This is a genomic window from Pseudomonas sp. LABIM340 (genome assembly GCF_040017195.2).
Classification (GTDB): domain Bacteria; phylum Pseudomonadota; class Gammaproteobacteria; order Pseudomonadales; family Pseudomonadaceae; genus Pseudomonas.
In genome coordinates, this window is the sequence record NZ_CM200227.1 from 5,841,545 (window position 1) to 5,856,627 (window position 15,083).

The window sequence follows — 15,083 nt, forward strand, 5'->3', positions numbered from 1 at the left end:
TTCTGGAGCCGCATCATGAAACGCACCCTCGTACTTGGCTTTGCCCTCTCCGTACTTGCTGCCAATGCCGCTTTCGCCGGCTCCCAGCAGGAATCCCCTGTGATCAACGCCAGCCAGACCCAGATCCTGGTTCAGGAAGGCGCCGAACGCAGCCTGGGTCAGCAGCAGAAACAACTGGACGCGGCCAAGGCCCGTATCGCCGAAAACGGCTCCAGCCAGTCGGTCGATCGTCTGATCCAGAAAATGAACGTGGCCGAGAACGGCTCCAGCCAGACCGTCGACCGCCTGCACAAGCAACTGGGCGTGGCTGAAAACGGTTCGAGCAAAACCATCGACCGTCTGCACAGCGAGATGAGCGTTGCCGAAAACGGTTCGAGCAAGTCGGTTGACCGCCTGCACCAGGCAATGAACGTCGCCGAGAACGGCTCCAGCCAGACTGTCGATCGCCTGCACAAGCAACTGGGCGTGGCTGAAAACGGCTCGAGCAAAACCATCGACCGTCTGCACAGCGAGATGAGCGTCGCCGAAAACGGTTCGAGCAAGTCGGTTGACCGCCTGCACCAGGCAATGAACGTCGCCGAGAACGGCTCCAGCCAGACTGTCGACCGTCTGCACAAGCAACTGGGCGTGGCTGAAAACGGTTCGAGCAAAACCATCGACCGTCTGCACGAAGAGATGAACGTGGCCGAGAACGGTTCCGAGCACACCGTCGACCAGCTGCACAGCAACATGGTCGCCGAGTCCGGTGGCGACACCGTCTTCGACGCCCACCTGAAGGCCTGACGCCCAAGGCAGTACACCGCAAGGTGAGAGAAAAGCCCGGCTCTGCCGGGCTTTCTTATCGCTGGAAATCCGCGAAACCCCGCCATCGATAACAGGCCAGCCGTGATTTGTAACGGCGTCTTGCCTGAAACCTCCTGAAACACGCCTGAAAATACCGCCCTAGAGCGGTTTTCGTCGTTACATCATTAACGGCGATAGTAGAAATTAGCCGGCTAAATAATCGACAACACTGATGCGCTGTATTACCCGGCATCGTTTTTAAATCGATTTATCCGAAGGGAAAATAACCCTGTAGCCAAAACATACCGCCCCCCTTTCGGAGCCACACAACATGAAACGCCAGATCGCCCTCAGCCTTGCACTCACTTCCCTGATGTCCGCCAGCGCCGTCTTCGCCGCCCCGGCCATCCTCAACAACGGCCCGCGCACCCTCCCGCAACACGAACACCAGCTGCAGCAGAAGAGCGCTGAAGCCCGTGTTGCCGAGAACGGCTCCGACCGCACCATCGATCGCCTGCACAAGCAGATGGAAGAAGCCCGCGTTGCCGACAACGGTTCCGAGCGCACCATCGACCGCCTGCACAAGCAGATGGATGACGTCCGCGTAGCCGAGAACGGCTCCGAGCACACCATCGACAAGCTGCACAGCAACATGGTCGCCGAGTCCGGTGGTGACACCGTGTTCGATGCCCACCTCAAGCGTGTTTCCTGATCTAGACGAAATACGCCTGACAGGCGAAAGAAAAGCCCGGCATCTGCCGGGCTTTCTCATTTCTGCGTTAGCGCAATTCGATCAGTGTTTCGTCTCGCCAGCATCGGGCTCGCCATCGGAGCGGCCAATGCTTGCCGGCGCTTCCACCACCAGCTCCTCCGGCACTTCCTCGACACGCGGGTCCAGCGCGGCGGCCATCGGGCTGACGGTGTCGGGCATGGCCACGTGGTGCAGCGGCGCCTCGTCGACGCGGTGCACGCCGGTGACGCGCTTGGGTTGCACCCAGAAGATCAGGATCAGCGCATAGGCCGACACCAGTATGTAGAACATGCCCGGGCCGAAGTGGCGCATCATCGCGCCGGCGAACAGCGGGCCGATACAGGCGCCGACACCGTAGGTGGTCAGCAGCATGGCCGACAGCGCCACCCGGCGCGATTGCTCGACGTGGTCGTTGCCCAGCGCCACCGCCAGCGGATAGAGGGTGAACAGCAGCATGCCGGTGACGAAACCGTTCGCCAGCAGCAGCGTATAGGGCAACTCGATCAGCCCCCACATCGGCACCGCGGCCAGGCATAGCAGCAAGGCGTTGGCGCGGATCAGCCAGCTGCGGTTCACCCGGTCCGACAACCAGCCCAGCGGCCACTGCGCGCAGAAGCCAGCGACGATGCACATGCCGACGAAGAAACTCGACTGCGCGGTGTCCAGGCCGTTGCGCGCCGCGTACACCGGCGCCAGGCCGTAGAACGCGCCGACCATCAGGCCGGCGACGAAGATGGTGCCCAGCGACTGCGGCACGCGCTTCCAGAAGAAGCCGATCTCCAGCGGCGCCGCCACCAGCTTGGCCGGGTGGACACGGCGGGTCAGCGCCAGCGGGATCAGGCACGACGAGAAGCACATCGCGACCAGCAGCAGCGGCTTGTAATCCAGCGCCGGGCTCAGCGCCAGCAGGCCCTGGCCGACCACCAGGCCGGCGTCCACCGCCACCATGTAGCCGGCGAACACCTTGCCGCGCTGGTGCCCTTCTGCCTGCTCGTTGAGCCAGCTCTCGATCACCATGTACTGGTTCATCATCACCGCACCCATGATGAAGCGCAGGAATATCCACACCTCCAGCTGCGAGACCAGCGCGTGGATCAGCACGATCACCGTGGCCATGCCGGCGCAGGCGACGTAGGAACGGATGTGGCCGAAACCGGCGATCAGCTTGTGGCCAAACTTGCCGCCACAGACCAGGCCGAAGTAGTACGCCGCCATCAGGCCGCCGACCCAGAGGTCGCTGACGCCTTCCTGGGTCAGGCGCAGGCCCATGTAAGTGGTGAACAGGCCGGAGCCGGCGAGCATCAGCAGTGTGGCGGTATAGAGCGCGGGAAACGTGACGAGCGGGCTGAACATGGCGAGTCCGGCAGGCAGATGAAGAAGATGGGTGTTACGGCAAGGTTAGCCGTCCGCACATCGGACAGCGGTCGCGCGGCAAAGATCACAGGGATTGCGGCAGGTGCGCATTATGGCCGTCGGCCAGCGCGCCGGCTATCGGATGCGCGCCCGCCGGCAATCCGGTGAAACCCTGCGCCCGGCGGCTACTCCAATGCAGTATGTGGCCGGAGAATCATCATGCCGCTCCTGGAGCTGAAACCCTTCCTGCTCTACTGCACCCTGATCAACTACGTCGTCCTGCTGGTCTGGTTCGCCGCCTTCACCTTCGCCCACGACTTCGTCTACCGCCTGCATTCGCGCTGGTTCGCCCTGCCAGTCGAGCAGTTCGACGCGATTCATTACGGCGGCATGGCCGTCTACAAGATCGGCGTACTGCTGCTCAACCTGGTGCCACTGCTGGCGCTGTGCATGCTTTCCTGAATCGATGCGCCACTGATGCGACATCATGACCGCCGATCGGAAAGCAACTTGTTGAAATTTATTGGAAATACTCGGGTCGTAGGGTGCACGCAGTTTTCAGGAGATCACCAACGTGCACCACGCAACCCGCAGCCTGCGAAAGACTCTCGACGCCGTCGCCGCCAACAACGAGGCCACGGCCCTGGAAGTCATGCGGGCAGTCGAACAGGTCCAGGATGACCTGCTCCGACAGAAGCTGCTGAAGTCCATCCACCACCTCAACCAGGACGCCGCCGACCTGCGCGCCCTGCGTGAGGACATCGTCTCGCCGCTGACCCGCCGCGCCTGATTCGCCTCAGGCGATCGCCGGCTGTGTCGGTCGGCGATGGATCCAGATGCGCTTGAGCACCGTGGCGAACTGCGCCGACAGGCGGCCGCTGTTGTAGGTCTGGCCGTAGCGCGCGGCAATCGCCTGCACCTCCTTCGACAGCTGCGCATAGCGGCGCGCCGGCAGGTCCGGATAGAGGTGATGCTCGATCTGGTGGCTGAGGTTGCCGGTGAGGATATGGAACAGCGGGCCACCTTCCAGGTTGCTCGATCCGCGCAGCTGGCGCAGATACCAGTGGCCGCGCGTCTCGCCCTGCACCACCTCGGGCGGGAATACCGCTGCCTTCTCGGTGAAGTGGCCGCAGAAGATCACGGTGAAGGTCCACAGGTTGCGCATCAGATTGGCGATGACGTTGCCCAGCAGCACCGCGCCGAACGCGCCGGTGAACAGGCCGAGCAGCGGGAACACCAGGTAGTCCTTCACCCACTGGCGCCCGACCTTGGCGTTGAACTGGCGCAGCAGCGGGCGCAATTCTTCCTTGCTCATCCGCCCCTTCACGTACTTGTCCAGGCGCAGGTGCTGCACCGCCACGGCGTACTGGAACAGCAGCGCCTGAAGGGTCACCCAGAGCGGCTGCCAGCGGTAGAACGGCTTCCACTTCTGCTCGGGGAACAGCCGCACCACGCCATAGCCGACATCGTCGTCCATACCCAGCACGTTGGTGTAGGTGTGGTGCACGTGGTTGTGCGTGTGCCGCCAGAAGTCCGCGGGGCCGACGATGTCCCACTCGTAGTTGCGCCCGGAGAATTCCGGGTCGTTCATCCAGTCGTACTGGCCGTGCATGACGTTATGGCCCAGCTCCATGTTCTCCAGGATCTTGCCCAGCCCTAACAGGAAGGTGCCCAGCAGCCAGGTCGGCGGGAACCAGCCGGCCATCAGCAGCACGCGGCCACACCAGCAGCAGAAGCGTACCGCCGCGCGGATGCGACGGATGTAGCGGGCGTCTTTCTCACCCAGGTCATGCAGAGTGCGCTGGCGCAGGGCGTCCAGCTCGGCACCGAAGGCCGCCAGTTCGGCGGCGCTGAGGTCGCGATCTTCGCGCATGGACATTCTCCTGAGGATCAGAGATCGACGGTCAGGTCGCCCTGGGGCGCGCTGACACAGATACGGATGGGCTGGCCCGGTTCGCTGAACAGCTCGCCGCTGCGCAGATCACGCACGCAGCCGCTGACCAGCGTGCAAGTGCAGCTGGTGCAAACGCCCTGGCGGCAGCCGTGCACCGGGCGCAGGCCGCTGGCTTCGGCCTGCTCCAACAGGCTGCGGCGGCTGTCACCAGTCACCTGCAGCGCGCTGCGAGCGAAGCGCAGGTTCACGGCCTTGGCCGGCTCGCGGTCGTCCCAGGCCGGCGGGCTGAAGCTTTCCACCTGCAGGCTGCGGCTGGTCGCGCCCAGCGCCTGGCGCACGATTTCGACGAAACCGCCGGGACCGCAGGCGAGTACATGGCGGCCATCCAGGTCGGCCACGTGATCGCGCTGGAAACGTCCGGACAACTCGCTGTCCAGCGCGGCATCGCCGCTCAGCGCCCAGCGCAGTTCGAGATTCGGATATTGCCGCGCCAGCGCCTGAAGGCCATCGACGAAGGCCTTCTGGCCGCGCTCGCGAACGTAGTGCAGCAGCGTCACCGGGCCGCTGTAGCCGCGCGCCAGCGCCTCGCGCAGCAGGCCGAGCAAGGGCGTCAAGCCACTGCCCGCAGCCAGCAGCAGCACGCCCTGGTCATCGGCCGGCCAGCTCAGGTCGCCGTCCGGCTGGCCCAGTTCCAGCACTTCACCGACGCACAGCTGCTGCAGCAGGAAGGTGGAAATCCGCCCGCCCGGCTGCAGCTTCACGGCGAACTCCAGACAGCCGTCCTTGGCGACGCGGGTCAGGCTGTAGCTGCGGCTATGGCGCACACCGTCGCGCTCGACGAACAGTTGCAGGTGCTGGCCGGGCCGCGCGCCGCGCCAGTGTGCATTGGGGCGCAGGCGCAGTTCGAGCATGTCGTCCGCCACCCATTGCCGCGCCTCGACCCGCGCGAACACGCGGCGCAGCGACCAGCCACGGTTGCAGGCGAGCAGCACGGCATCGACATCCGACTCGCGCAGCCACTGGCCGCGCACCAGGGCGCGCAGCGGCGACAACAGCGGCGAAAGGAAACGCAGGCCGGCAAAGGGAAGCAGGGACATGGGCGAACACCGAACAGTAAACACGTGTTCACTTAAAATCTCACGAGCAGGAGTTTTCAGTCAACACTCGTTCACTATTTGCTGCAGGAACTTCCCCCGCGCCGACCGGCATTTGCTAGAGTGCCTGCGCCTTTGCCCTGGATAGCACTGCCGTATGGCCACTCCCCGCGCCGAACAGAAACAACAGACCCGCCTGGCCCTGATGGATGCCGCGCGCGGCCTGATGGACAGTGGACGCGGCTTCGGCAGCCTGAGCCTGCGGGAAGTGGCGAAGACGGCGGGCATCGTGCCGGCGGGCTTCTACCGGCACTTCACCGACATGGACCAGCTCGGCCTCGCCCTGGTCGCCGATGTCGACGAGACCTTCCGCGAGACGCTGCGCGTGGTCCGTCGCAACGAATTCGAGCTGGGTGGCGTGATCGAGGCTTCGGTGCGCATCTTCCTCGACGCCGTCACCGCCAACCGCACCCAGTTCCTCTTCCTCGCCCGCGAGCAGTACGGCGGCTCGCACCCGATCCGCCAGGCCGTGGGCGCCCTGCGCCAGCGCATCACCGACGACCTCGCCGCCGACCTTGCGCTGCTCAACAAGCTGCCGCACCTCACCACCCAGGACATCGACGTGATCGCCGACCTGGTGGTGAAGACGGTGTTCGCCACCCTCCCCGAGCTGATCGACCCGCCGGCCGACAGCCTGCCGACGCACCTCTCGCCCCAGGCGAAGATCACCCAGCAGCTGCGCTTCATCATGATCGGCGCCAAGCACTGGACCGGGATCGGCTCGCGCCCCTGACGGCGCTTCGCGAACCGTAGGGCGCATAACGCCCCAGGCGTTATCCGCCGAAATGGCGGATAACCCGTTCCGGGTTACCCGCCCTACACACGGGCCCTTGCGCTGGCGTTATCCTGTAGGAGCGGGCCATGCCCGCGATCGCGCCCATGGGGCGCTCCTACAAGGAGCCTCGATGCAGCGGACAGAAAATCGCCGACAGCGCCCACTCGAACGCCCCGCCTTGGTGCGCACCGTTTTCGTGCGCACCATCCTTGCGCGCACGCACCATTGCTGACCGTTCGGACAAGGGCTGCAGCCCGCGCCAGCACTGACGCGCACCCGCACTGGCAAGCCCCTTGCTGTAGCACCGCCATTGCTACTGCCGGACACTGCCATGCTGGTCATCCACCAACGAATCGAACCCCGCGAACACTGGGACGCCGAGCTGCGCCTGAATTACGAGGCACGCAGCAAGAGCCGCCTGCGCTGCTTCACCAGCACCGGTGAAGACGTCGGCCTGTTCCTCGAACGCGGCCAGTCGCCGCTGACCGATGGCGAGTGCCTGCTGGCCAACGATGGCCGCGTGGTGCGCGTCTGCGCCGCGCCGGAAAAATTGCTCCACGTCACCTGCGCCAACGCCCGCGAGCTTAACCGCGCGGCTTACCACCTGGGCAATCGCCACGTCGCCCTGCAGGTCGGTGACGGCTGGCTGCGACTGCTCGACGACTACGTGCTCAAGGCCATGCTCGACCAGCTCGGCGCCACGGTGGAGGCCATCGAAGCGCCCTTCCAGCCGGAGCATGGTGCCTATGGCGGCGGACATCACCACTCGCACCACGGCGAAGAGGAATTCAACTACGCGCCGAAACTGCACCAGTTCGGGGTGCGTTTGTGATGTTCCTGCGCAGAACCGATTCCCTCACCCCAACCCTCTCCCGGAGGGAGAGGGGGCAGATCGGCGCGCTTGTACAGGCCGTCGCTCATGGCTGAGTCCTCAAGCATCTGGTCGCTGCTGCGCCTCGCCAGCCCACAGCTGCCCATCGGCGGCTACAGCTATTCCCAAGGGCTGGAAAGCGCCATCGACCAGGGCCAGGTGAAGGACGCCGACAGCGCCCGTACCTGGCTCGCCGATCAGCTGCAGCTGAACCTCGCACGCTTCGAAGGCCCGCTGCTGGCCGAGCTGCTGCGTGCCGCACAAGACGCTGACTGGGACGCCCTGCGCGACGCCGCCGAGCGTCATCGCGCCAGCCGCGAAACCCGTGAGCTGGGCCTGGAGAACCGGCAGATGGGCTTCTCCCTCGGCCAGTTGCTCGAGGCCCTGCCCGAGCTGGACGACCCCGCGCGCGCCTGGCTCGCCGGGCAAGCCGAGCCCTCCTTCGCCGCCGCCTGGGCGCTGGCCGCCCGCGCCTGGGGGCTGAGCCCGGAACAGGCCCTCGGTGCCTGGCTGTGGAGCTGGCTGGAGAACCAGCTGGCGGTACTGATGAAGACCCTGCCGCTGGGCCAGATGGCCGCGCAGAAGCTCACCTCGCAACTGCTCCCCGACCTCGACGCCGCCTGCCGGGCCGCGCTGCAGAACGATCCCCACGGCGGCGCGCCCTTCGGTCTCGCGCTGGCCTGCATGACCCACGAAACCCAATACAGCCGTCTGTTCCGCTCCTAGGAGAACTGCCATGAACTCTCAACCTCTTCGCGTCGGCATCGGCGGCCCGGTGGGCTCCGGCAAGACCGCCCTGACCCTGGCGCTGTGCCGCGCCCTGCGCCAGCGCTACAACATCGCCGTGGTCACCAACGACATCTACACCCAGGAGGACGCGCAGTTCCTGGTGCGCAACGAAGCGCTGGAGCCGGAGCGGATCATCGGCGTGGAAACCGGCGGCTGCCCGCACACGGCGATCCGCGAAGACGCCTCGATCAACCTCGAGGCCGTGGACCAGCTCAATCGCCGCTTCCCCGGCCTCGACCTGATCCTGGTGGAGTCCGGCGGCGACAACCTCTCGGCCACCTTCAGCCCCGAGCTGTCGGACCTGACCCTCTACGTGATCGACGTCTCCGCCGGCGACAAGATCCCGCGCAAGGGCGGGCCGGGTATCTGCAAGTCCGACCTGCTGGTGATCAACAAGATCGACCTCGCCCCACTGGTGGGCGCCTCGCTGGAAGTGATGGACCAGGACGCCTCGCGCATGCGCGGCGATAAGCCGTTCGTCTTCAGCAACCAGAAGACCGGCCAGGGCCTGGCCGAGATCATCACCTTCATCGAACGCCAGGGCCTGCTGAGCGCAGCCTGATGTTTTCTTCGCGGCCGCGGATGCCGGCCGCCCCATGAAAAGACGCTCTACGACAAGAACCAGGGAGTTTTCCATGCAGCTGCGCAAAGCCTTCTACAGCCTGGCGCTGTTCCTCACCCCGGCCGTGGCCTTCGCCCATCCGGGCCACGGCGACCACGGCCTGATCGCCGGCATCGCTCACCCCGTCACCGGCCTCGACCACCTGCTGGCGATGCTCGCCGTAGGCCTCTGGGCCGCGCAGCAGAAAGGCGCGGCGCGGCTGGCGCTGCCGTGCACCTTCGTCGTGACCATGCTGATCGGCGGGCTGCTGGGCTTCGAGGGGCTGGAGATGCCGTTCATGGAAACCGGCATCGCCGCTTCCGTGCTGGCGCTGGGCCTGTGCGTTGCGCTGGCGGTGCGTCCGCCGCTGTTCCTGGCGATGGGCGCGACCGCGCTGTTCGCCCTCGCCCATGGCGTGGCCCATGGGCTGGAGCTACCGGAGCTGAGCAGCCCGTGGCTGTATGCCGCCGGCTTCGTCGGCGCAACCGCCGCACTGCATGCGGCCGGTTACGGGATCGTTCGCCTGCTGCCGCAAGCCGCAGCGCCACTGGTGCGTTTCGCCGGGCTGGCTTCGGCGGGTGCCGGCGCCTGGCTGCTCGCGGGCTGAGGCTCCTACCTGAAAACTCTGCGCGGGCCCTCCCCTCTCCCCCCGCCCTGGCTGCGCGCCCCGCTCCGAAGGGAGAGGGAGCTATCCATGCCGACTGACACCAAGGTTTCAACCTGCACCAAACGGTCCCCTCTCCCTTCAGGGAGAGGGTTAGGGAGAGGGGAACTCCCGGGCAAGGACATCACCCTTTGCGATGCACCGCAAACCCTGCCCACGCCTGGCTCACCGGCATGATCTCCAGGGTGTTGATGTTGATGTGCGGCGGCTGGTTCATGATCCAGTGGATGGTCTCGGCAATGTCCGTGGACTGGATCGGCTCGGCGCCTGCGTAAGTCTTGTCGTACTTCGCCTGGTCTCCGCCGAAGCGCACCAGGGAGAACTCGCTCTCGCACATGCCAGGCTCGAGGTTGGTGACGCGCACGCCAGTGCCCTGCAGGTCGCAACGCAGGTTCAGCGAGAACTGCTCGACGAAGGCCTTGGTCGCGCCGTAGACATGACCGCCCGGATAGGGCCAGTGACCAGCCACCGAACCCAGGTTGAGGATGCTCGCACCCGGGCCGTGGGCGATGAGACGCGGCAGCAGCAGGCGGGTGGCGTACATCAGGCCCTTGATGTTGGTGTCCACCATGGTGTCCCAGTCATCCAGCTCGCAGTTCTGCGCGGGGTCGGTGCCCAGGGCGAGGCCGGCGTTGTTGATCAGGCCGCGCAGCTTGGCGAACTTCTCCGGCAGGCTGTCCACGGCGGCGGTCATCGCCGCGCGGTCGCGCACGTCGAGCACCAGCGGCAGTACCTCGGTCTCGGCGGAAAGCTCCTGGGCCAGGGCGTTCAGGCGCTCCTCGCGGCGGCCGGTGATCACCAGCGACCAGCCATCACGGGCGAAACGCCGCGCACAGGCTTCGCCGAAGCCGGAGGTGGCGCCGGTAATGAACAGAGTGGGAGTGGTCATCACTGAAAATCCTCATGCTGGGCACTGCCGTCGCCGATACATGCCGGGGAATCGTACGGTGCGCGTTCTTGTCGGTCGGCCGAGCATAACAGCCCGAACCCTCCGCGTTGCGTTACAGCCGTGCTGGATAAAACCCGAACAGCGGCTTGAAAGCCCCATGACCACGGGCCTGGCACGAGTTGCACCCACCTTGTCCACAGGCTGCTCCACGGTTTCTGTGGGCAAGCGGAACCGGGGTTTCCCCTGGACGATTTTCGAGCGCCCCGCCGCAAGCCCCGCCGCCGCTGCGCTGGAGAAGTTCTTCCCAAGGTTATCCACAGATCTTTCAACGGCTGGCGGGGACAACTAGCGGAGGCACGGAACTTTTCCGCGAAGCCGTAACTGTCCATCCATACAGGGGTTACGGGGTGATCGAACAGAAATCGACCGCCTCGGGCGGCGCCTGCGGCCATGGGGCCTGGCGAGGTTCTCCCAGACGTTATCCACAGGCCCGCCCACAGATTCCTTGGATTAATTCACGCAAAGCAGCAGGCGCGCGGCGATCAGGTCTTCCAGTGCATAACCCACGGACTTGAACAGGGTGATCTCGCTGTCGTCCTTGCGTGCGCCGCGGCCGTGCAGGAGGTCGGCCAGTTGGCAGTCGACAGCGCTCTCGTCGATCACGCCTTCGCCCATGGGAATCAGCAGGTCGCCCGCCTCTTCCAGCGCGCCTTCGCGGGTATCGACCACGATGCGCGCACGGCGCACGGCTTCGCTGTCGGTCTCGCGCATGGACGGCAGGAAGGCGCCGACCAGGTCGAGGTGGCAGCCCGAGCGCAGCCAGGCGCCATGGACGATGGGTTCGCGCGAGGTGGTGACACAGCTGATGCAGTCCGCCGCCGCCACGCCGCCGCGCAGATCGGCGCAGGCATGGACGGGATAGCCTTCGTCCTGCAGCTGCTTCACCAGCGCATGCACCTTGTCTTCATGTCGGCCCCAGAGGGCAATGTCCTCGTACTCGCGCACCGAGCAGTGGGCACGGACCATGTGCGGCGCCAGGGTGCCACTGCCGACCACCAGAAGCCGGCGCGCATCGCGGCGCACCAGGTAATCGGCGGCCAGTGCGGAGGTGCAGGCGGTGCGCCGGGCAGTCATTTCCGAGGCTTCGAGCATCGCCAGCGGACGGCCGGTCTCGCCATCGAACAGGCAGAACAGCGCGGCCACCGCCGGCAGGTTCTTCGCGCCGTTCTCGGGGAACACGGTAACCAGCTTCACGCCGATGTCCTGCCCCGGCCGCCACACCGGCATGGTCAGCAGCGAGGCGTTGCCGGGCAGTTCATGGCAGCCGCGTACCGGGGCTTCGCAGGCTCCGGCGAGGCCGATGCGCAGGGCTTCGATCAGTTGGGGATAACTCAGGCGTTCGGCGACGTCGGCGTTGGTGAGGAAGCGGAGGTCTTGCATGGAAACCCCTCTTGGAGAGAACGGTGGGTAGTCCACCCCGAAGATCAAGAGCCCCTCACCCTAACCCTCTCCCGCAAGCGGGAGAGGGGACCATTCGGAGCAGGATGAAACTATGGCGTCAGCCGGCACGATCTGCCCCCTCTCCCTCCGGGAGAGGGTTGGGGTGAGGGCAGGACGCGGCACCGGTTTTCCATAGAACGACAAATACCGCTACGTAAGGTGATGGGTCAGTGCCCGCCCAGATACGCGTTGCGAACCTCCTGGTTGCCCAGCAGCTCGGCGCCGGTGCCGCTCAGGCGGATCTCGCCGTTGACCATCACGTAGCCACGGTCGGACAGCTTCAGCGCGTGGTTGGCGTTCTGCTCCACGAGGAACAGCGTCATCCCGCTCTGCGCCAGCTCGCGCAGGGTCTGGAAGATCTGCTTGACCACGATGGGCGCCAGGCCCAGCGAGGGTTCGTCGAGCAGCAGCAGCTTGGGCCGGCTCATCAGCGCGCGGGCGATGGCGAGCATCTGCTGCTCGCCGCCGGACATGGTCATAGCGCGCTGGTTGCGCCGCTCCTTCAGCCGCGGGAAGAGGTCGAACATGCGCTGCATGTCCTCCTGCGCATGCTCCATGCCGACGGGGATGGTGCCCATCAGCAGGTTCTCCTCCACGGTCATGTCGGGGAACACCCGGCGCCCTTCCGGCGACTGCGCGATGCCGTTGGAGGCCACGTAGTGCGCGGACTTGTGGCGAATGTCCTGGCCCTTGTAGAGGATCGCGCCACCGGCTGCGCGCGGCTGGCCGAAGATCGACATCAGCAGCGTCGACTTGCCTGCGCCGTTGGCGCCGATCAGCGCCACGGTTTCCCCTTCGTTGACGGTCAGCGAGACTTTCTTCAGCGCCTGGATCGGCCCGTAGAACACATCGACCTCACGGAATTCCAACATCGGCGCCGTCATGCCAGCTCCTCTTCGTCTGCGCCGAGATAGGCGGCGATCACTTTCTCGTTGTGGCGGATTTCGTCCGGCGCGCCACGGGCAATGACCACGCCGTGGTCGAGCACGATGATGTGGTCGGAGATGTTCATCACCATGCCCATATCGTGTTCGATCAGCAGCACGGTGATGCCGTGGTGGTCGCGCAGGTAGCGCACGATGCGCGCCAGCGCCTGGGTCTCGGCCGGGTTCAGGCCGGCGGCGGGTTCGTCGAGGCAGATCAGCTCAGGCCGGGTACACATGGCGCGGGCGATCTCCAGGCGGCGCTGCTGCCCGTAGGACATCTCGCCGGCGAGGCGGTTGGCGCAATCCACCAGGTCCACCACTTCCAGCCAGTAGAAGGCGTGGTCCAGCGCCTCGCTTTCCGCGCGGCGGTAGCCGGGGGTGTTGAGCACGCCGGCGATGAGGTTGCGGTTGACGAACATGTGCTGGGCCACCAGCAGGTTCTCCACCACCGACATCTCGCGGAACAGCCGGATGTTCTGGAAAGTGCGCGCGAGCCCTGCGCGGTTCACCAGGTGAGTACCGCCGAACATCTTGTAGAAGACGCGATTGCCGAACTGCGCCGGGTTGACGAAGTCGCTGCCCTGGAACGGCTGGCCGAGCACCTTGATGACGTCGGTGGTGCCGCCCTGGGTGTTGAGCAGGATGTTGCCGCCGGTGGCCTTGTAGAAGCCGGTGAGGCAGTTGAACACCGTGGTCTTGCCGGCGCCGTTGGGGCCGATCAGCGCGGTGATGGAGCCGCGCTCCACGTCGAGGTTGACGTCGTTGAGCGCCTTGATGCCGCCGAAGTGCATCATCAGGTGCTCGACGCTGAGGATCTTGTCAGCACTCATGGCGCCACCCCCTTGCGTACGGCGAAGCCCGAGCGGCTGATGCGGATCAGCCCGCGCGGGCGCCAGATCATCATCAGCACCATGAGGATGCCGAACAGCAGCACGCGGTAGTCGGCGAAGCTGCGCAGCAGTTCCGGCGCGACGGTGAGGACGAAGGCGGCGATCACCACGCCCACCGTCGAGCCCATGCCGCCCAGCACCACGATGGCGAGGATCAGCGCGGACTCGAAGAAGGTGAAGGACGACGGGTTGACGAAGCCCTGGTAGCTGGCGAAGAACACCCCGGCCAGACCTGCGGTGGAGGCGCCGAGCATGAACGCCGAGAGTTTCACCAGCACGTGGTTCAGGCCCATGGCGCGGCAGGCGATCTCGTCCTCGCGCAGCGCTTCCCAGGCGCGGCCGACCGGCATGCGGGTCAGCCGGTGCTTGATGTAGAGCACCAGCAGCACCACCAGGAAGAGCACCACGTAGATGAACAGGAACTTGAAGTTCTGGTTGTAATCGATGCCGAGGAACTCGTGGATCGGCGTGCCGCCGTCCTTGGCCCGGCGGCCGAATTCGAGGCCGAAGAAGGTCGGCGCCGGTACCGGCATGCCGTTCGGGCCGCCGGTGAAGGACAGCCAGTTGTTGAGGATCAGGCGGATGATCTCGCCGAAGCCCAGGGTCACGATGGCCAGGTAGTCACCGTGCATCCGCAACACCGGGAAGCCCAGTAGTGCCCCCGCCAGCGCGGCGACGATGGCCGCCAGCGGCAGCACCGTCCAGAAGCCCAGGCCTAGGTACTGGTAGCCCAGCGCGAGGCCGTAGGCGCCGATGGCGTAGAAGGCCACGTAGCCCAGGTCGAGCAGGCCGGCGAGGCCGACCACGATGTTCAGGCCCAGGCCCAGCAGCACGTAGATCAGCCCGAGGATGATCACGGTGAGCAGGTACTTGCTGGCGAAGAACGGGAAGATCACCGCGGCGAGGATCACCAGCGGGACTATCCAGCGCAGGCGCGTCTTGTAGCCCGGCGGCAGGACGCTGATGCCCGAGTCGGAGGTCTCGAAGCGGTCCATCACGCGGGAGCCGGCGGGGGTCTGCAGGAACAGGCTGAGCAGCAGGCGGCCGAGCATCACCGCGCCGATCATCCAGGCGAGGCGCACCGGTTCGACCTTGAAGCTGTAGCCATCGAGCACGATGCCGACGATGGGGCCGAACACGATCAGGGCGATCAGCCCGGCGAGCACGGTGTCGACGAGGCTCTTCTTGATATCGATGCGCGCAGTCTTGGGCGCGGCTGAAGTCTGGGAGGCGGACGTCATGC

The 15,083-nt window shown here is 65.8% G+C and carries 17 protein-coding genes; 9 read left to right on the plus strand and 8 right to left on the minus strand.

Annotation, left to right across the window (positions count from 1 at the left end; all coding sequences use genetic code 11):
- Nucleotides 1-15: 15 nt before the first annotated feature.
- Nucleotides 16-783 carry a hypothetical protein gene (locus ABKS89_RS26960; RefSeq protein ID WP_138214082.1) on the plus strand — a complete coding sequence of 256 codons (768 nt, stop codon included), beginning with the start codon at nucleotides 16-18 and terminating at the stop codon, nucleotides 781-783.
- A gap of 331 nt (nucleotides 784-1,114) precedes the next feature.
- Complete coding sequence (locus ABKS89_RS26965) at nucleotides 1,115-1,495, plus strand: phage infection protein (protein WP_348588300.1); 381 nt, start codon at nucleotides 1,115-1,117, stop codon at nucleotides 1,493-1,495.
- Nucleotides 1,496-1,576: 81 nt separating this feature from the next.
- Here ABKS89_RS26965 and ABKS89_RS26970 read toward each other — a convergent pair whose 3' ends face one another.
- Nucleotides 1,577-2,887 carry an MFS transporter gene (locus ABKS89_RS26970; RefSeq protein ID WP_348588301.1) on the minus strand — a complete coding sequence of 437 codons (1,311 nt, stop codon included), beginning with the start codon at nucleotides 2,885-2,887 and terminating at the stop codon, nucleotides 1,577-1,579.
- A 219-nt stretch (nucleotides 2,888-3,106) separates the two neighbouring features.
- Between ABKS89_RS26970 and ABKS89_RS26975 the strand changes: the two genes are divergently transcribed.
- Both ABKS89_RS26975 and ABKS89_RS26980 read left to right on the plus strand, forming a co-directional pair.
- Entirely contained in the window at nucleotides 3,107-3,349 is a 243-nt protein-coding gene (locus tag ABKS89_RS26975; RefSeq protein ID WP_348588302.1) for a DUF6868 family protein, read from the plus strand.
- A 112-nt stretch (nucleotides 3,350-3,461) separates the two neighbouring features.
- Nucleotides 3,462-3,677, plus strand: a complete 216-nt coding sequence (locus ABKS89_RS26980) for a hypothetical protein (RefSeq protein WP_138214078.1) — start codon at nucleotides 3,462-3,464, stop codon at nucleotides 3,675-3,677.
- Nucleotides 3,678-3,683: 6 nt separating this feature from the next.
- On the opposite strand, the gene ABKS89_RS26985 is transcribed toward ABKS89_RS26980, so the two are convergent.
- Nucleotides 3,684-4,766 carry a fatty acid desaturase family protein gene (locus ABKS89_RS26985; RefSeq protein ID WP_138214077.1) on the minus strand — a complete coding sequence of 361 codons (1,083 nt, stop codon included), beginning with the start codon at nucleotides 4,764-4,766 and terminating at the stop codon, nucleotides 3,684-3,686.
- Between the two features lie 11 nt (nucleotides 4,767-4,777).
- Nucleotides 4,778-5,878 (minus strand): flavin reductase family protein, encoded by a 1,101-nt coding sequence (locus tag ABKS89_RS26990; RefSeq protein ID WP_348588303.1) that lies wholly within the window; start codon nucleotides 5,876-5,878, stop codon nucleotides 4,778-4,780.
- Between the two features lie 154 nt (nucleotides 5,879-6,032).
- Between ABKS89_RS26990 and ABKS89_RS26995 the strand changes: the two genes are divergently transcribed.
- The 5 genes from ABKS89_RS26995 (at nucleotide 6,033) to ABKS89_RS27015 (ending at nucleotide 9,578) form a co-directional block, all read left to right on the plus strand.
- Entirely contained in the window at nucleotides 6,033-6,668 is a 636-nt protein-coding gene (locus ABKS89_RS26995; protein ID WP_081515573.1) for a TetR family transcriptional regulator, read from the plus strand.
- Nucleotides 6,669-7,041: 373 nt separating this feature from the next.
- On the plus strand, nucleotides 7,042-7,542 hold the full coding sequence (gene ureE / locus ABKS89_RS27000) for an urease accessory protein UreE (RefSeq protein WP_348588304.1): 501 nt from the start codon (nucleotides 7,042-7,044) through the stop codon (nucleotides 7,540-7,542).
- Between the two features lie 87 nt (nucleotides 7,543-7,629).
- Nucleotides 7,630-8,307 (plus strand): urease accessory protein UreF, encoded by a 678-nt coding sequence (locus ABKS89_RS27005; protein ID WP_348588305.1) that lies wholly within the window; start codon nucleotides 7,630-7,632, stop codon nucleotides 8,305-8,307.
- A gap of 10 nt (nucleotides 8,308-8,317) precedes the next feature.
- Nucleotides 8,318-8,932, plus strand: coding sequence for an urease accessory protein UreG (gene ureG, locus ABKS89_RS27010; RefSeq protein ID WP_045216312.1), 615 nt, complete (start codon nucleotides 8,318-8,320; stop codon nucleotides 8,930-8,932).
- Nucleotides 8,933-9,005: 73 nt separating this feature from the next.
- Nucleotides 9,006-9,578: a HupE/UreJ family protein gene (locus ABKS89_RS27015; protein ID WP_348588306.1), complete on the plus strand. Its 573-nt coding sequence runs from the start codon at nucleotides 9,006-9,008 to the stop codon at nucleotides 9,576-9,578.
- A gap of 181 nt (nucleotides 9,579-9,759) precedes the next feature.
- On the opposite strand, the gene ABKS89_RS27020 is transcribed toward ABKS89_RS27015, so the two are convergent.
- The 5 genes from ABKS89_RS27020 to livM all read right to left on the minus strand — a co-directional run bounded on the left by ABKS89_RS27020 (nucleotide 9,760) and on the right by livM (nucleotide 15,081).
- Nucleotides 9,760-10,524 (minus strand): SDR family oxidoreductase, encoded by a 765-nt coding sequence (locus ABKS89_RS27020; protein ID WP_138214072.1) that lies wholly within the window; start codon nucleotides 10,522-10,524, stop codon nucleotides 9,760-9,762.
- Nucleotides 10,525-11,034: 510 nt separating this feature from the next.
- The gene (gene lhpI / locus ABKS89_RS27025; protein ID WP_348588307.1) at nucleotides 11,035-11,964 is read right to left on the minus strand and encodes a bifunctional Delta(1)-pyrroline-2-carboxylate/Delta(1)-piperideine-2-carboxylate reductase; all 930 of its coding nucleotides are present in this window, start codon (nucleotides 11,962-11,964) and stop codon (nucleotides 11,035-11,037) included.
- A 227-nt stretch (nucleotides 11,965-12,191) separates the two neighbouring features.
- A complete protein-coding gene (locus ABKS89_RS27030) occupies nucleotides 12,192-12,908 on the minus strand; it encodes an ABC transporter ATP-binding protein (RefSeq protein ID WP_138214070.1) in 717 nt (238 codons plus the stop codon).
- On the minus strand, nucleotides 12,905-13,780 hold the full coding sequence (locus ABKS89_RS27035; protein WP_138214069.1) for an ATP-binding cassette domain-containing protein: 876 nt from the start codon (nucleotides 13,778-13,780) through the stop codon (nucleotides 12,905-12,907). The genes ABKS89_RS27030 and ABKS89_RS27035 overlap by 4 nt, the downstream gene beginning before the upstream one ends.
- Nucleotides 13,777-15,081 carry a high-affinity branched-chain amino acid ABC transporter permease LivM gene (gene livM / locus ABKS89_RS27040; protein WP_348588308.1) on the minus strand — a complete coding sequence of 435 codons (1,305 nt, stop codon included), beginning with the start codon at nucleotides 15,079-15,081 and terminating at the stop codon, nucleotides 13,777-13,779. The genes ABKS89_RS27035 and livM overlap by 4 nt, the downstream gene beginning before the upstream one ends.
- Nucleotides 15,082-15,083 lie beyond the last annotated feature (2 nt).

Coding starts and splice junctions, on each gene's coding strand:
- ABKS89_RS26960 (WP_138214082.1), top strand. CDS start 16: ATGAAACGCACCCTCGTACTTGGCTTTGCCCTCTCCGTACTTGCTGCC.
- ABKS89_RS26965 (WP_348588300.1), top strand. CDS start 1,115: ATGAAACGCCAGATCGCCCTCAGCCTTGCACTCACTTCCCTGATGTCC.
- ABKS89_RS26970 (WP_348588301.1), bottom strand. CDS start 2,887: ATGTTCAGCCCGCTCGTCACGTTTCCCGCGCTCTATACCGCCACACTG.
- ABKS89_RS26975 (WP_348588302.1), top strand. CDS start 3,107: ATGCCGCTCCTGGAGCTGAAACCCTTCCTGCTCTACTGCACCCTGATC.
- ABKS89_RS26985 (WP_138214077.1), bottom strand. CDS start 4,766: ATGTCCATGCGCGAAGATCGCGACCTCAGCGCCGCCGAACTGGCGGCC.
- ABKS89_RS26990 (WP_348588303.1), bottom strand. CDS start 5,878: ATGTCCCTGCTTCCCTTTGCCGGCCTGCGTTTCCTTTCGCCGCTGTTG.
- ABKS89_RS26995 (WP_081515573.1), top strand. CDS start 6,033: ATGGCCACTCCCCGCGCCGAACAGAAACAACAGACCCGCCTGGCCCTG.
- ureE (WP_348588304.1), top strand. CDS start 7,042: ATGCTGGTCATCCACCAACGAATCGAACCCCGCGAACACTGGGACGCC.
- ABKS89_RS27005 (WP_348588305.1), top strand. CDS start 7,630: ATGGCTGAGTCCTCAAGCATCTGGTCGCTGCTGCGCCTCGCCAGCCCA.
- ureG (WP_045216312.1), top strand. CDS start 8,318: ATGAACTCTCAACCTCTTCGCGTCGGCATCGGCGGCCCGGTGGGCTCC.
- ABKS89_RS27015 (WP_348588306.1), top strand. CDS start 9,006: ATGCAGCTGCGCAAAGCCTTCTACAGCCTGGCGCTGTTCCTCACCCCG.
- ABKS89_RS27020 (WP_138214072.1), bottom strand. CDS start 10,524: ATGACCACTCCCACTCTGTTCATTACCGGCGCCACCTCCGGCTTCGGC.
- lhpI (WP_348588307.1), bottom strand. CDS start 11,964: ATGCAAGACCTCCGCTTCCTCACCAACGCCGACGTCGCCGAACGCCTG.
- ABKS89_RS27030 (WP_138214070.1), bottom strand. CDS start 12,908: ATGACGGCGCCGATGTTGGAATTCCGTGAGGTCGATGTGTTCTACGGG.
- ABKS89_RS27035 (WP_138214069.1), bottom strand. CDS start 13,780: ATGAGTGCTGACAAGATCCTCAGCGTCGAGCACCTGATGATGCACTTC.
- livM (WP_348588308.1), bottom strand. CDS start 15,081: ATGACGTCCGCCTCCCAGACTTCAGCCGCGCCCAAGACTGCGCGCATC.